Raw genomic sequence first — 14,995 nt, 5'->3', positions numbered from 1 at the left:
GCCGTGGAGACCACCACCGCCACCGCCGAGCAGACCGCGCCGGCCGGACTGCGCGCCCAGGCCCTACCGCCGCTCCCGGCCCAGCAGACCGGCACCGCCGTGAACCCGCTGCCGCTGCACTGGTTCCAGAAGGACGCCGTCGCCGCCGCGGTGCGCGAGGTGAAGGACGGCGGCCGCGCCACCATCGTCGCGGCGACCGGCTCCGGCAAGACCCTCATCGCCGCCGGCTGCGCCCGCCGCCTCGCGGCGCGGGGCCGGGTGCTGGTGCTGGTGCCGACGATCGAGCTGCTGGAGCAGACCGCCGAAGCGTGGTCGCTGCGGGGCGGGCGCCGGGGCCTGGCCGTGGCGGCGTGCTCCCGCGAGGAGGCACTGGAAAGCGCCGAGGCCGGCGGCCGCGTCCACGCCCAGGTGACCACGCAGGCCGTCCGGATCACCGACCTCGTCAACGGCGCCCCGGACAACCAGCCGGTCACCGTCTACGCCACCTACGCCAGCCTGGAGCGCATCGTCCAGGCCCACCAGGGCTGGGGGCTGGCCCAGTGGGACCTCGTGATCATCGACGAGGCCCACCGCACGGCCGGTTCGGAGGGCAAGGCGTGGGCCGCGATTCACGCCGACGCCCAGGTCCCGGCGAAACGCCGGCTGTACTTCACCGCCACCCCGCGGATCGCCGACGACCGGCGCGCGAAGGACGGCCTGGCCGACCTCGCCGACACCGATGGCGCCGAGAAGCTGCCCGTCCTGTGCTCCATGGACTCGGAGGAGATCTACGGCAAGACCTGCTTCACCTGGACCCTCGGACAGGGCATCGAGCACGGCTACCTCGCCGACTACCGCGTCCTCGTGCCGGTGGTCACCGACGAGGACCTGCGCGAGCTGCTCAACCTCCCCGCCGTCGCCGACCTGCGCTCCCAGCGCAGCAACGAGGAACTGCTGCGCCTGGCCCTGCAGATCGCGGTGCTGCGCGCGGTCGCCGACCTCGGGCTCCGAAGGGTCATCACCTTCCACTCCCGGGTGTCCGCGGCGCGGGAGTTCGCGAGCACCCTGCTGGAGGCCTCGGAGCTGCTGGAGGACGCGGAGCGCCCGGAGAGGATCTGGGCGAAGGCGGTGGCCGGCACCGACCGCCTCAAGGACCGCCGCGCCGCGTTCGCCGACTTCAAGGCCCACACCGGCGAGGACGGCGAGGAGTGCGGCATCCTGTGCAACAGTCGCCTCCTGACGGAAGGAATCGACGTCGCCGCCGTGGATGCCATCTGCTTCGCGGACCCGAAGTCGAGCGTGATCGACATCGTCCAGGCAGTCGGGAGGGCACTGCGCCAGTCCTACCGTGAGGGCAAGGTCAGCTGGGTCATCATCCCGGTGTACCTGCCGACGCCGGAGGTCGGCGACGACACCGCCACCGCGCACCCGGCCGAGGTCCACGACGCCGGCGAGGCCGTGAAGGCCGAGGCCGACGCCGAGATCGAGGCCAGCTCGTTCCGCACCATCTGGCGGGTCCTGCGCGCCCTGGCTGCGCACGACGCCCGGGTGGTCGGCCGGATCACCGAACTGCGCGTCCACCGTTCCCAGGGCACCGCCCACACCACCGCGGCCAAGCCGGCCGAGGGCGAGGCCGCCGAGGCCGGGGAGGGCGAGCAGCAGCCGGCCCCGGCGGAGTCGCCGATCGAGTGGCTACGGATCAACGCGAAGCAGCACGCCGCCCGGATCCTCCAGACCGTCAAGCTCCGCGCCTTCAACCCGCGCGCGGTCGAGTGGCAGCGGATGCACGCCGTCGCCGCCAAGTTCCACATCGAGCACAGCCACCTCGACCCCACCGACAAGACGAAGCACGCGGACCTGATCTCCTGGCTCACCCGCCAGCGCCACCTCAACGGCCAGGGCCTGCTCGACCCGGCCCGTATCTCCGAGCTGGACGCGCTCGGCATGATCTGGTCGAAGAACGCCAACGCCTGGGAACGCGGCTACGCCTACGCCGCCGCCTTCCACCACCAGCACGGCCACCTGGCGATCCCCGCCACGGCGAAGTTGGACGACTACGCGGTGGGCGCGTGGATGCGCCGCCAGCGCAAGGCCGACAACCTCACCGGCGACCAGGTCGCCAAGCTGGACGCGCTGGACGAGCTGTGGCGGCTGGAGCCGGACTGGAACAGGTCGTACCGCCGCCTGCTGGCCTACCTCGCCGCCGGCGGAACTTTGGACGGCCCGGCGAACCGTACCGGCCTCGGCGACGACCCGGCGTTCCGTCCCGGCACCTGGCTGCGCAAGCAGGACAAGGCCCGCAGCGACGGCAAGCTGACTGACCAGCAGGCCGCGCTCCTGGACGCCCTGGACCGGCACGCCGAGACCGTCGCCGGCTGACCCGCCCTGGCACACCTCGCCGCCCCGCTCCCGACTCCTGGAGGCACACACGATGACCGACATCACCCCGGAGCCCACCACGAACGAAGACCGCTTCGACGAGCGGTTCCCGCTGGTGCTCTACCGCCACGACAACGGCGAGCTCATGATGCCGGCCACCCACGTCACCGCCCTGCTGCGCCATGTCGCGGAGACCGTGCGGCTGTGGCGGGTTCGGGGCCAGGTGCCGCTGGACCTGATGACCACCGCTCGGATCTACGACGCCCTGGTGCACTACGCCGCCGACCTCGACACCGCCATCGCCGACGCGCACGGGCAGTGCGACCCGGCGGACCGTACCCGGGCCGACGAGATCGCGCGCCACCTGGACGAGGTGGCCGGCGCCTATCTCGCGGCCGGCTGACCCGGCCCGCACCGACACCGCCGTCCCGGCCAACCGCGGGCCGGGACGGCCGCCCGCACCTCATTCCCGACGTCCGGAGGTACCGCGCGATGACCGACACCACCAGCCCCGACCCCGACCCCGCCGCACCCTGGCGGCTGGAGCTGGCCTCGCGCAGCAGCCGGCCCGCGCCCGCCGACCGGGACCTGGGTCACCCGGTCCTCGACTCCCCACTGGTGCGCGGGGCGATCTGGCTGCGCTGGACCGGCCATGACGGCATCCGCACCCTCCACCAGGGCGCCGGACTTGCCCGCGGCTGGACGGAGCGCGACGTCGATGGCCTGGACGGCTGGGTGGCGCTGGTGGATGGCCGGGTCGTCCTCGGTACCCGTCCGGGCCTGGCCGTGCCGGAGCCCGTCGTGCACGCCGAGGCGTGGCAGGCCGGCGCGACACTGCACGCCGCCCTCGCCCAGCACCCCACCCACCCCGACCACGCCCCGGACGAGGACGAGCTCGACGACGACCAGGAGCACGCCCTGCTCGGCGACGTCCCCCACCGGGTCCGCCGCCGGGCGGCCGGGATGACCCTGGAGAACATCCAGCAGGCCCTGCACCGGGCCTGGGACGATGAGCACTGCGCCGACCGGCACGCCGACGCCGGAGACGAGACCGCCTACGCCACCGAGGCCGACACCCTCGCCGAGTGGCAGCGCGTACACGACCACACCGCCGCCACCCACGCCGAGCGCTACGACCCCGACCACGACACCACCCTCCAGCACGCGCTGCGCCGTGAGCGCCACCGGCAGGACGTCGCGGCGTGCGCCCGCGAGGCCGCCCACCAGGCCCGCCAGACCACCGACGTCGCCCACCGCCGCCTCGCCGGCACCGCGGCCCAGCCCCTCTACACCGCCCTCGACCGCGCCGGCCTCTACAACCTGACCGACGACGACCACCAGGCCGTCCGCGACCTCACCCAACACCTCGACCCCGCCACGCTGCGCCAGGTCATGAGCTGGCTGGAGCGCACCCGCACCGCGGCCCTCGCGCTGCGCGGCACCGAGCAGGCCCCTGCTGCCCGGCCTGTCGTACGCCGCCGCCGGTTCTGACGGACTGTTCCCGCCAAAGGTGTTGACCTTGCTGTTCGGCGGGCGTTGGATGGCGCTCCGGGCCGGGCCCCACACCCGGCCTGCAGCACAGGAAGGAACCGATGCCCTGTGACCGACTCCCACGCCGAGCAGCCGAGCACCCGCCGCCGTATCGACTGCGAGGACTGCCAGGCCGGACCGGACGGTGGCGACATCCGCACCATCTCGATCGGCCGTGACAGGACCGTCACCGAGATCTGGCACACCGACCAGTGCCCCACTTACACGATCGAGCGGATCCTGATGGAGGCCAGCGCCGCGAAGGCCAAGGAACAGGACGCGCGGGCTAAGGAAGCCTTCCCCGCCGCCCACCTGCGGCTCCAGGACGCCGCAGCAGCCATCCCAGCCGACGGTGCCGCTGCCCCGTTCGTCGCAGCTCTGCTGGAGCTCGTCCAGGCCCAGGCCGACGACACCGGCCTCTTTGTCACCCTGCCCACGTGGGCCGAGATCCTGGAGCGGCATTTCCCGCTGAAGGACTCGGCCTAGAGCGCGAGGGCGGTCCGGCCAGCCGGGTGAAGACGTCCCCGGCCGGGCGACACGCCTGCTCCATTCGTCCTACAACCTGTCAGAGGACGTTCCTAGCGTCCTCGGTATGACGAACCACTCGCGCACCACAACGCCCACCACGCCCATCGCGCTGCTCACCGCCGGCCCGGCCGGCAGCAGAGTCACAGCGGGGCGGTGGACGGCATGAGCCTGACCTCCGGCCTCAGCTGCCCCCGCACACCGCTGCGCCGCTTCCTCGACCGTGAGATGTCGGCAGGCCCCAAGCCACTTCGGGAGAACTTCCGCGCCCGCTACGCCACCGAGCCCGTGCTGATGCCGCCCGAAGGCGTGGGAACGGAAGCCGGCACCGTCGGGACGGCGATCGACCAGCGTCTGCGCCTGGCGTTCACCGCCGCGGCCCCCGTCGACCTGGTTACCCGCCTGGGCATCGGCATCAGCGCGACCATGGGTGGCCGCCGTGCCGGCGAGCGCATGGACGTCGTCGGCGCCCAGCTCCTCCAGCGTCTGGCCGAGACCGTTCACGCCCTGGACCCGGACAACCGGGACCTGCCGATGGACCGCGCCTGGGAAGAGGAACAGGATCTCGCACGGCTCCTGCTCGCCGCAGCCTGGTACCAGGTCGCCGCCCGCAACCCCTACGGCTTCACCTACACCCCGCTGTTCCTGGCCGCCACCGAGGCTCCCAAGGGCTTCACCCTCGAACTCCTCCTGGACCTGCCCCACCGCGACCTGGTCGACGACGTCACCGCCCAGCTCCACCTCGCCGCCACCGGCCCCCTCCAGGCACTGCGCGCCACCACCGACCCCGCCCAGTGCAAGGGCGGTGTGATGTTCGCCGGCATCGACATCACTGCCGACGCCGACCTCCTGGCCGACGGCACGCTGATCGAGATCAAGAGCACCCGCCACCCCCACCGCTTCGAGAAGGCCACCGCCTGGCAGATCCTCGGCTACCTCCTCCTCGACAACCCCGACCGCCACCGCATCGACACCGTCGGCCTCTACCTCACCCGCACCGCCACCCTCGCCACCTGGCCCGTCGAGGACTACCTCGCCCTCCTCGGCGCCCGCTGCCGCGACCTCCCCCAGCTGCGCGCCACCTTCGCCGAGCTGCTCACCGACTGCACCGCCGACGAGGAGCCCTTCGAACGCGACGAGCAGCGCCGTGTCCAGCGCCTGCTGGAACGCCTGGCCACGCCCGTCCCGCCGGGCCACTGTCCGGTCTGCGCCCAAGCGGTGCCGCCGCCGGCAGCCGCCGGCCGGGCCCGCCGCTACTGCACCAACTGGTGCGGTCGCCGGGCTCCGGGGCTACGGCAGCGGGGATGGATTCCCGACCGGCTGCCGGACCTGGCCATCGCCGCGTGACTTCCGCGTCCCACGCTGAGCCGGCACGCCGCGGGCAGCGTGGGACGCACACGCGGCGCAGCCGTCCTCGTGCCCCCGGACCGCCCCGTCGTTGAACCTGGCCGTCAAGGCAGGCCAGGTCCCTTGACGGATACCTTGATGCCGCACGTCAGGGCCATCCCCTCGCGGCCGCGCACCACCAGCGCGAGCGGGCCGTCAAGGTACCCGGCGGGTACCTTGACGGCCCGCGGCTCCAACTTTGATGGCCCCGCTGGCGGAGTCTTGCGCCGGACGTTCCCGGCTGCGTTCTCGTCCCGCTGCGCCCGGTTGCGGCACGGCGCTGCGCCGCCGCATCCGGGAGAGCAGCCGGTCGTTGATCAGCCCGTGACAACAGAAACCACCGCCACCACCGCCGAAGTGGACGTCCGGTCACTGCCCGCGGACAGCTTCACCGAGTCCGACAGGGCCCGCATCGACTTCGCCCAAAAGCTGGCGGTGCTGGTCGGCTCGGCGGAGGACATCCTGGCGACACTCTGCGCGGACGAAGCCGTCTCGGGGGACTACGCGGCCCAGGCGGACACCGTGCAGGCCGTCGCCCTCCACGGCGTGGTCGCCGCCGCGGTGATCGCCGAACGGGTACGCGGGAGCGGCTGGGACCGCATCGGCAAGCCGTTCAGCCTCAGCGCCGAGGAGGCGGAGGCCAAGTGGGGCCCGAAGGTCGAGGAGTGGCGCTCCCAGACCAAGGTCCAGAGCGACCTGGTGCGAGACCCCGGCCAGGCCCTCGACTACGTCGACCGTCACATCACCATCGGCGCCCCCGCCACGCGCGGTGAGGAACGGCGGAAGCTGAGCAGCGTCATCGATGCCGCCGCCCCGCTGACCGGCCGGGACGTCGCCGCCGCGGACCGCGCCTTCGCCGGCCAGGAGACGTGCTCCCACTGCCACCGCTGACCTCCGGCCCGTGGGTGATCCCGGCCCATCGTAGATCGCACACAAGGTGCGACCCGGTGGTGCCCCCGCAGAACCCCTGGGCAGCCGTCACCCGGACGCCGCAGTCGCGGGATTCCGGGACGGCTCCCTCCTGTTGAAACGACGGAGGGGGCACCCGGCCGAGCCAGCCGGGCACCCCCTCCCCGCGTCCACCGAGGGCGGACCCGGGCCGCTACTGCTGCTGCGCCTCTGCGAGTTCCCGGACCGCGCGGGCGAGATCGAGGATGGCGAGGGCGATCGCGCCGAGCCCCTCACCGATCGCGTCGGTCTGATTGTCCGCGCCCTGACGCATCATGGCCCGCTGGGCGGCGCTGTCCGCGACTTCCTCGTAGTACGACACTGCTTCCTCTCCTGGTGTACGAGCACAACGAAGCGGATCCTCCCCGCCGAAGACGCCCGCTACGCCCCGAATCACCAGGGCGGCAACCGAGTTGAACGTAGGTGACCTCGCCCCTTACGCTCTCCCGTGGGCCGCGTGCCCGGCATGCCGTCGTGCTGTTTTCCGACGGCCTCCTCAAAAAAAAGCCTACTGAGTTGTGTTTGTGCAAAACGTTCCACGAAGCTCCAAACACGTAAGCATCGGCGCGACTCGGCAGGCCCGACCCCGCACGTCGCGGATTGAGGCTGGCTGTTCGTTGAATTCTGTGGTTGTCCGGCACGCCCTGATCGGGCTGAAGGTCATGCCCGTGGTCCTGATCGTCGTACTGTCCGCCCCGGCTTGGCTGTCCTGGCCGTTCCTCCCGGAGCAGCGCCAGCAGTTCGTGCTGGCCATGGTCAAGGCGCTGGCCGCCTGGACGCAGGGGACCTCCCGCGAGGACACCGCCGACACGACCGTCGGCACGGACCAGGCGGTGCCGGTCATCCAGCCGGCCACGACTACCCCCGACCCCACCGGACTGACGCCGGAACCGGCCGAAGAGGTCGGTAAAGATGCCGGCACTGCGGGCTGACACCGCCTCGGCCCAGTCCGGGCTGCGCCGGGGCCGGTGTTCGCGCACCGTGGAGGGGCCGGTCCGCGTCCGAGCCCCCGAGCGGCCGCGGACCGGCCCCCGGCCGGACGTCAGCGCCAGGTCACCTCGATGTGCTGCGCCAGGCCGGCCGCTCGGGCTGCGCCGGATCCTGGGGCCGCGGGGTGGTCCCGCTGGTGCGCGGTTCCGGGCGCCGCCGCCGTGAGGTGCGCGTGGTCATGTTGGTTCCCCTCCGAGTTGTGGGTGGCTGGACGGACGCGGCCGCACACGATGCTGCGCAGTGGTGCGGCGCCCCAGGCAGGGCCGGGGCGGGTCCGTGGCACCGCATGGTAGGGGAGCGAGCACGCCGGTCAAGCCCCCCAGAAACCCGGCAACAACGCGGGCGACCAGCGTCAGGGCCCACCGGGAAGCCGGCGGACACTACACCGTTCTGGCGGCTGGTCAACCCCCGCCGACCTGCGGAACCACCTCGGGACGACTACACCGGCCCCCCGATGGACTGGTGACCCCCGAGCGGGAACGTGACGAAGGCGCCGGCCGGGACAGCGAACTGTCCCGGCCGGCGCCTTCGTGGTGGGTGATCAGCTGTCGGCGGCCGGGGTGGCCAGGGCGCCGGGGCCCAGCGGGCGGCGGGTGCCGGGGACAGCCCGCGGGGCCGGAGTTTCTACGGGTTCGAGGAAGGGGGCCCGCTCCACCGCGGTGAGCCGGGCCGCGGGGGAGGCCTGGACGGCGGCCGGGTCGGCGGGGGACTCGGAGAAGGGACGCCACAGCGGGCGCCGCTCGGAGTTCGTCATGATCGCCAGTGTGGCAGTCAAGGGGTGGCGGCTGGGAGGCCCTGGACGCCGGAGGGTCCACAGGGAAGTAGTCGGCGGACTCGTACCCCCTTGACCACCGGCGCTGACCTGCGGTGTTTCTCTGCGGGGCACCAGCGGCGAGGCAACCCGTAGGGCCACTCGTGCGGCTATTTGTGGGGCAATTCGTGGGGCACCTTGTACGGCAACCTGTAGAGCAACGCGGTCGGCGGGACGCCGGCAGGGTTCACCGGTACTCCCGGACGCCATCGGCCGTCGCTGGCGGCATGGCGCAGCAGGGCGGTGTCACCTCGTTGCTCGGACAGGTGTCATGTGGCCTCCCCGCAGCCGTGTTCTGACCGTGCCTCGGGCAACGTGCCGCCGCCATGCCAGCGCTCCTGGAACGCTGTCTGGCGACCGCTGCTGCCTGGCGGGCGGGCCCCGCTGCCGAGACAGTCGGCGAACCTCTTCAGATGATCCCGCGGATTCTGGGTTCTGGGGCAGTTTCGTACAGGAGCTGTTCCAGCAGGCCGGTGAAAGCCATGGCGATCTGCCAGCCTGTCTCGTCCTGCGCTTCGATAGTCGCCAGGCAGGCTTGTTGGGCCTGAGAGATTGCGACCTGGTCGTCGAGCGGTGCTGCCTCCAGTGGATGATCGGGCTTGACCCGAGCAACGGTGTACCCGTCGATGTCTTGGAGGTAGACGGGGTGGTGATGGAGAAAATCGATGAAGAACTGGACCTCCGGATTCGCGGTCTCTGCGGTGATGAAGGCAGCGAGGGTGGAGACCTTGTCCTCGGTGGGGGTGTAGACGGGGAGCCCGGGCACTGGTAGCGCCCAGGTCCCCTCGGCAGAGAAGAGTCTGGCAGCGGCGCGTTCTGGTGGCGTCATACGGCGTACGGCAGTGTCGAGGAGCTGACGCGAGAGTAGGCCCAGGGGGCTGGGTACCTTCGCCCAGCGGGCGATGACCTGGCAGGCGTTCATCAGGCGTTTTCCTCGGCTGTCGGCAGCGACCTTCGCAGCACGCTCCAGATGGGCGCGGGCTTGGTCATGGCGAGCCGCCGCCTGGATGAGGATGTTGGACACGGCATGCGCGTCACCGGGGTGCTGGCCGATCAGCTCGGCCGCGTGCTGGACGAGAAGGTTCTGGTATCGGGGATGCTGGCGCGCCAGGTCTTCGTCGAGGAGACTGAGCGCCAGCTGCGCCCCTGGCAGAAGCAGCATGGCCGCCTCGTCGTGCGCATCGACAGTCCGCAGAGCCCCGACGAGATCGCCCCGCAGGTGGTAGTGCTTTGTGAAGATACCTGCGGCTGCCAGAAGCCAGGTGTTCCGCCAGGAGGGATGCCGCGCGAGAGTTTCCAGGCGAGGGATGATCTGATCGTCGGGCCCTGAAATAAGGGCACGGGCTGCGGAGTACTCCTGCAGGCTTCGGACCTCGAAGCCGATGTATCCAAGCTCTGGTGCGACCAGGAGGACCAGTCGGTCGGTGGCCGCGTTGATCAGCTTCGCACCGAGCGCTGTTGCTTGCTTGAGGTCGTCGGTTTCCTCAAGGAGGCGCTCGTGAAGGCGCTGCTCCAGCTCCTCTTTGCGCATGATGGAGTCCCGCTCGCCAGTCTGTGCTGCTCGTGTCTGGAGGAGCACACCGACGTGCTGGTGCAGCCAGTCGACGTGCTGTCGGTTCTCGGCGAGCAGTTGGCCCGTCTCGTTGGGCTTTCCGGCCTCCCGCTCATAGATCGTGCTGTAGTACGCGTCGAAGAGCTCGAAGCGGTTCTGAGGCATCCGGGCGTGCTTCTCGACCAGTAGCGACATGATGGTCACTTGCAAGGGGGAGCGCATCAGTCGGGCTGTCGAGACCTCCCGCGACGCCTCGACGATGCGCTTGCCTACCTGTTCGTGCATGTCGGGGTCGTCGCGATGCCGTGCCTTGGCGAGCCGTTCCGCGTAGCGCATGGCGTCGTCCAGAGACATCTCGGTCAGCTCGACGGCCTCGTAGTCCCCGTGGTGGAACTCCCCCTTGTATCCCTGGGGACGAGTGGTGCCCACGACGAAGAGATCAGCGTCGAGCCCTCGTGCGTGTAGCAGGAACTCGGAGATCCGGCTCATCACGAGGTCCCGCATGTAGGGCGAGGCGACCTCATCAAGGCCGTCGAGGACGATGGTCGATGGCCACGTGCGAAGCCATCTGGAGAGCGTCGCGGCTGTGACGCCTGGAGCGCGCTTGCCGACCCTCTGCGCGAGAAAGTGCAGCAGGCTGAGTTCTTCCCCGCCCAGGACCGCGTTAGCGTAGTCGTGCAACGCGATTCGCAACGGCCACCGCTTTGCGCGGGGCGTGGGGAAAGAGATCTCGCCCAGATCCGTGCGAAGGGCACGCAGTACTTCGCTGGCTTGGGCGGTCAGCATGCGCTCCCCCTCCTCGTCGAGGAGTGCGACGCGGTATGCCTGGCAGATCAACTGCCCAAGGGTGCTCTTTCCCTGCCCTGGCCCACCGATGATCAGGACGTGGCGAGGGTCCTCTGCGGTCTGCAGGGAGGGACGCATGATGCTGTCACCCCGCGCGATTGCGTACGCGCCGGCTCGGACTGTCGCCCGTTCCTCAAAGGCGGCGCCGACCTTAGCTTCCAGATCGACAGCCACTGGTCCGAGGCCGATCTTGCCGCTGGCCTCTGCCCCTGCTTGCCCCAGGCGCACCCACTGGTCGGCTACCAGCTCCATGCCAGCGTGGATTCGGATCATGTCTGCGGTTTCGGCTACGGCATCCGGAAGGACATCGAGGAGCCGACTCAGGACATCGCCGGGGGTGATGAAGGCTGCGTATGCCCGTCGGACACCATCGTGATCGTCGAGGTAGCGGCAGATCTTGTCGTAGTGCCACACATCCCAGTCCTTGAGTGGGATCTTGAAGCGTTTGATCTCCTTCGCGATGTGCGCGTCGACACGGTCGATGCCTCCAGTCTTAAGGACAGGAGACAGGACCACGTTGGTGGTGAATAGCATGAACTCCGGTAGCTCGCCCCGCCTGGAGGTCGACGCAGCCCACTTCTGCAGCTCCTCAGTGACGGAGCGTTCCATCCAGACGGTGTCGGGTAGCCGATGGTTTGACCGTTGGTGAAACTTGGCCTGCACGACCCCGTACCCGTCCCAGGCCTGCCCCGTGCGCTGGTAGTTCACCGGGCCGCGAAAGGTGGCTTCCCGGCCGCCGTCCTTGCCGTCCCCGAACACGCCGACACCAGGTCCCAGGACAGCCTGCGCCAGTGTCTGGCTCAGGTGCTCGAACTCGCGGGTTCCCAACGCGCTGAGGTTGTAGTCCATATGTCCATCCTTCCGCGATTCCGAAGCCGATTCGTGTGTTTGGTGGAAACCTTCCGGTGGCTTTGGAGCTGACGGGCGTTCCGTCCCTGCTGGCCGCCCGCAGACCGATGGGGCGTCGGCTGTGTGGCGTTCTGGTCGGTGTTCGCCGGCCGTGTCGGGGGAGTGCGGGGTCTGTCGTCCTCGTTGTCCCTGCGGCCGTGTCGGTTGCGGGTCGGGTCCGGCTCCTCTGCTGCGCCCTGACGCCCCTTCCGGGGTGTGACCTGTGGTGGGTTTCCTCGGATGTTTTGTGGTGTTTTGGGGGTTGTGCCCGGTTCTGGTTGGACCGGTGTGGGTGGGGTCGGGTGTCGGCTTCCGCCTGTTTCGCTGGTGTGTGGTGGGGCTGGGTTTGGTTGCTGCCTGTGTTCGTCGTGGGCATGTCATGCGACTGGCGGTGGGGTGTTGGGGGTGGGGTTTTGACGGGTTGTTTGGGCGGGTTTCCGGAACGGGCTTCAGCCGTGTTTTCTGCCGGGTTTTTGCCGTGTTTTCAGGGTGTTTTTGGTGGGGGTTTTCGGCCCCGCTGTTCCGTGTGTGGGGTGGTGCGCGTCACGGGCAATGGGGTGTGACGCGCACCGGGTGGTGATCTTGTCAGGGCCGGTGTCGGCGGCCTTGTCCGGGGCGGTTGGTCGGTGTCCTGCTCGCGGCCGTCGGGGCGGCCCGTGGACGTCTGCCTCGGCGCCGCCCCGTTGGGGTCTGGTCGACGTCCTCGCCGCCTGGCCGTCGGACGGGAGGTCTTCCCGTGTGAGGGCGTGAGCTCCGCCCTGTGGGCCGGAAATTCTGCGGTCTGGGCGAGGCTCCGGCCGCCGTCCGGGCCGCCGTCGACGCCCTGGGGCTGCTCGGTGCCGTGCTGCTCGCCGCCGTCCGGCCTGGCCGCGTGGGGCGTCCGTTCCAGAAATCTGGAACGCCCGCCGGCCTTGCGTCGCCTGCTGCTCGCGGCTGTCCCGGCGGCGCCTGAGGGATGGCTCGCGCGAGTCATCAAGTGGCGCGTGGCTGCCGTCCTCGCCGCCGTCCGGGTGGCCGCCGGTCCGCGCCGCTGTGCGGGTCGCTTGGGTCGCTGCTCCTGGTCGTGGTCGGTGGTCGGGAGCCGGCTGCCCCGCGTCGACCTCGGCGTCCGCTGTGCCGCTGGTTGAGTCCCGCCGCTGTCGGCCTGGTCGCCTGCTGCGCGGCCTGCCGGGGTGTCCCAGTCCTGTCTCAGCTGTGTCCCAGCCCTGGCTGTTATGTCCGTTTTGCTGGGACGGTCTCAGGGTGTTTCTCCTGGTGGGAGCGTTTCGTCGCCTGCTGTCCCAGCCCGGCCAGCACCCTCGGCGGACGGCTCGCGCGAGCCATCAAGTGACGCCCGGTCGCATGGCCGCCGTCCGGGCGCTGTCCGGGGGCGGTCCGGGCCCGCCGGGTCGGTCCTGCTCGTCGGCTTTCTGGCCGCCTCGGTGCTTGTGGGGTGGGGCTGTGAGGCTGTGGGGTTGTGTCATTGGGGTGCTGTTTTCCCTGGTGGTGGGGGTGGCCTGTAGGGGTTGTGAGCCTGTGAGCCGGTTGCCCTGCCCGGGGGCGTCCGGGCCGCCGTCCGGGTGCGTCGTGGGCCTGGTCGTCGTCCTCCTCGGTGCCGTGCTGCCCGGTGCCGCTGCCGTCCGCCGGCCTGGCGGGAGTGGCTCGCGCGAGTCATCAAGGAACGCCCGCCGTCCTGGCCGCCGCCCGGGCCGCCGTCCTCGGCGCGGTCCCGGCCGCCGTCGCGCTGCGCCCCGCTGCATCCGGCCGGCCTGTGGTCCCGGTTGCCTTGGCGCCGTTCTGGCGGACGTCGTCGGGATGCCTCGCGCGTCCCATGGAGCCGGTGGGCGGCGGTTCCCTGCGGCCGCCTCGCCGCCCGTCTCGCCGCCGCCCTCGGCGCCGTCCCGGCGCCGTCCTGGCATCGGGGTCCGGGGGTGCGGGTGTGGGTGGCCGTCAGGCCGCCGTCCAGGAGGTGCTGTGCCGCCTCGGGAGAGGCCTTGGCGGTGGGGCTGCGCCCGGCCCCGCGGTCTTGCCCCCGCCCGGCCGGTGCTGCGCCGCCTCGGCGCACCCGCGCCGCTCACCGTGCCGCCGCAGGCTTCGCCGGCACCTGCTCGGGTGGCGCCGCAGGCGCCCGCTGTCCGTTCTCGGCCGAGGGCCGCCAGGCCCGTTTCCGGCCCCTTCTGGCCCGTCTGTGCCGCCCCTTTTCCGGTGGCGCCGCAGGCGTCACTCTCAGCCCTTTTCGAGGGGCCGTCAGGCCCCGGTCCACACCGAAGGCCCGCCCTTTTCCGTCGTGCTTTCTGTGTGGGCCTCGTGGTGTTCGGCAGGGTGTGGTCCGGTCGTTATCGGCCGGTAGGAGCGGGCAGGCGGGTTAGTGCTTGTTGTGACATTAGGGGCGGAATGCCAGGCGTCCGTCGGGCGGGTTCTCAGCCGGATACCGGGTGGTCTTCCAGCCCGTTTTCCGTGCGCCTGTCCGGTGACATTCACGTGCGTTTCAAGGGCGCCCCGCGCTGCGCCCTGGCCCGGCGCTGCACGGGCCTTTTGACCAAGCGGGTTGTGACGGTTGGTGGGCTGTTCCCCGGGCAGCTCCCTGGCCTGATTCCGGGGGTGGTGCGGGGCCGGATCGGTGACAGCTCTTGCATCTTTGACGCCTCGCCCCGGGCATGGGGCGACAGGGCCGTAGGGAGGCCTGCCCGGGGGCCCTTCGCGGGCCCGCTGGGACAGGTGGGTGGTGGAGGCCCCGGCAGGGGCCCCACGACTCGGGTTAGACGCTTCTTCCGGGGATTTACGCCATATCGTCAACGGGTGCTCCACCGGATACCCCCTCCCCGTCAGGGGAGGGCCCTCTATCGGAAATTCACGTCACATCGTCAACGGTGCCCGGACGGGGGTGGGGGAGGGGGTGCTACCGGAATTTTGCGTCACATCGTCAACGCGCCTGGGGGCCGGGCCGCAGGCCCATGTGTCCACCCCTCAGTCGATGCCCCGTCAGGGGCCATCAGGTGTGCCTCCGAATTCGCCGCAGGCGAATGGCCCCGGCCACCCCAGCCCGGCGTAGCCGGGCCCCGAGGCGCAGCCTCGGGACACCACGCACGGTGACGCCGCCAGGCGTCCCCCCCGCACCTGGCGGTGCGTCAGCACCGCCCAACGGGCCGTCAGGCCCGTTGCAAGCCGCAGGCTTCCGCCCC

Annotated in this window: 10 protein-coding genes; 7 read left to right on the top strand and 3 right to left on the bottom strand. The window is 70.9% G+C overall.

The genetic code is table 11. The annotated features are described in order from the left end of the window. Positions 1 to 3: 3 nt before the first annotated feature. The 6 genes from ACZ51D_RS41420 (at position 4) to ACZ51D_RS41395 (ending at position 6,690) form a co-directional block, all read left to right on the top strand. Positions 4 to 2,358: a helicase associated domain-containing protein gene (locus ACZ51D_RS41420; RefSeq protein WP_465665458.1), complete on the top strand. Its 2,355-nt coding sequence runs from the start codon at positions 4 to 6 to the stop codon at positions 2,356 to 2,358. 52 nt (positions 2,359 to 2,410) lie between these two features. Continuing rightward, positions 2,411 to 2,761: a hypothetical protein gene (locus ACZ51D_RS41415; RefSeq protein ID WP_465665457.1), complete on the top strand. Its 351-nt coding sequence runs from the start codon at positions 2,411 to 2,413 to the stop codon at positions 2,759 to 2,761. An 89-nt stretch (positions 2,762 to 2,850) separates the two neighbouring features. Next, positions 2,851 to 3,849 carry a hypothetical protein gene (locus tag ACZ51D_RS41410; RefSeq protein ID WP_465665455.1) on the top strand — a complete coding sequence of 333 codons (999 nt, stop codon included), beginning with the start codon at positions 2,851 to 2,853 and terminating at the stop codon, positions 3,847 to 3,849. A gap of 108 nt (positions 3,850 to 3,957) precedes the next feature. Beyond that, complete coding sequence (locus ACZ51D_RS41405) at positions 3,958 to 4,374, top strand: hypothetical protein (protein ID WP_465665454.1); 417 nt, start codon at positions 3,958 to 3,960, stop codon at positions 4,372 to 4,374. A gap of 204 nt (positions 4,375 to 4,578) precedes the next feature. Then, complete coding sequence (locus tag ACZ51D_RS41400; RefSeq protein ID WP_465665452.1) at positions 4,579 to 5,760, top strand: hypothetical protein; 1,182 nt, start codon at positions 4,579 to 4,581, stop codon at positions 5,758 to 5,760. A 363-nt stretch (positions 5,761 to 6,123) separates the two neighbouring features. Further along, on the top strand, positions 6,124 to 6,690 hold the full coding sequence (locus tag ACZ51D_RS41395) for a hypothetical protein (RefSeq protein ID WP_465665450.1): 567 nt from the start codon (positions 6,124 to 6,126) through the stop codon (positions 6,688 to 6,690). A gap of 211 nt (positions 6,691 to 6,901) precedes the next feature. Here ACZ51D_RS41395 and ACZ51D_RS41390 read toward each other — a convergent pair whose 3' ends face one another. Beyond that, the gene (locus ACZ51D_RS41390; RefSeq protein ID WP_465665448.1) at positions 6,902 to 7,069 is read right to left on the bottom strand and encodes a hypothetical protein; all 168 of its coding nucleotides are present in this window, start codon (positions 7,067 to 7,069) and stop codon (positions 6,902 to 6,904) included. Between the two features lie 295 nt (positions 7,070 to 7,364). Here ACZ51D_RS41390 and ACZ51D_RS41385 point away from each other — a divergent pair, with 295 nt between their 5' ends. Further along, the gene (locus tag ACZ51D_RS41385; RefSeq protein WP_465665446.1) at positions 7,365 to 7,679 is read left to right on the top strand and encodes a hypothetical protein; all 315 of its coding nucleotides are present in this window, start codon (positions 7,365 to 7,367) and stop codon (positions 7,677 to 7,679) included. A gap of 599 nt (positions 7,680 to 8,278) precedes the next feature. Here ACZ51D_RS41385 and ACZ51D_RS41380 read toward each other — a convergent pair. Continuing rightward, on the bottom strand, positions 8,279 to 8,491 hold the full coding sequence (locus ACZ51D_RS41380; protein WP_465665445.1) for a hypothetical protein: 213 nt from the start codon (positions 8,489 to 8,491) through the stop codon (positions 8,279 to 8,281). A 466-nt stretch (positions 8,492 to 8,957) separates the two neighbouring features. Then, on the bottom strand, positions 8,958 to 11,795 hold the full coding sequence (locus ACZ51D_RS41375) for an NACHT domain-containing protein (RefSeq protein WP_465665443.1): 2,838 nt from the start codon (positions 11,793 to 11,795) through the stop codon (positions 8,958 to 8,960). Between the last annotated feature and the right edge of the window lie 3,200 nt (positions 11,796 to 14,995).

This window comes from Kitasatospora sp. NPDC033851 (genome assembly GCF_055576085.1).
The sequence above is the reverse complement of the archived record's forward strand: the minus strand, read 5'-3'. Positions and strand labels throughout refer to the sequence as shown.

What these genes read in the sequence shown, in the direction of transcription:
- ACZ51D_RS41415 (WP_465665457.1), top strand. Translation starts at nt 2,411, where the DNA reads ATGACCGACATCACCCCGGAGCCCACCACGAACGAAGACCGCTTCGAC.
- ACZ51D_RS41410 (WP_465665455.1), top strand. Translation starts at nt 2,851, where the DNA reads ATGACCGACACCACCAGCCCCGACCCCGACCCCGCCGCACCCTGGCGG.
- ACZ51D_RS41400 (WP_465665452.1), top strand. Translation starts at nt 4,579, where the DNA reads ATGAGCCTGACCTCCGGCCTCAGCTGCCCCCGCACACCGCTGCGCCGC.
- ACZ51D_RS41380 (WP_465665445.1), bottom strand. Translation starts at nt 8,491, where the DNA reads ATGACGAACTCCGAGCGGCGCCCGCTGTGGCGTCCCTTCTCCGAGTCC.
- ACZ51D_RS41375 (WP_465665443.1), bottom strand. Translation starts at nt 11,795, where the DNA reads ATGGACTACAACCTCAGCGCGTTGGGAACCCGCGAGTTCGAGCACCTG.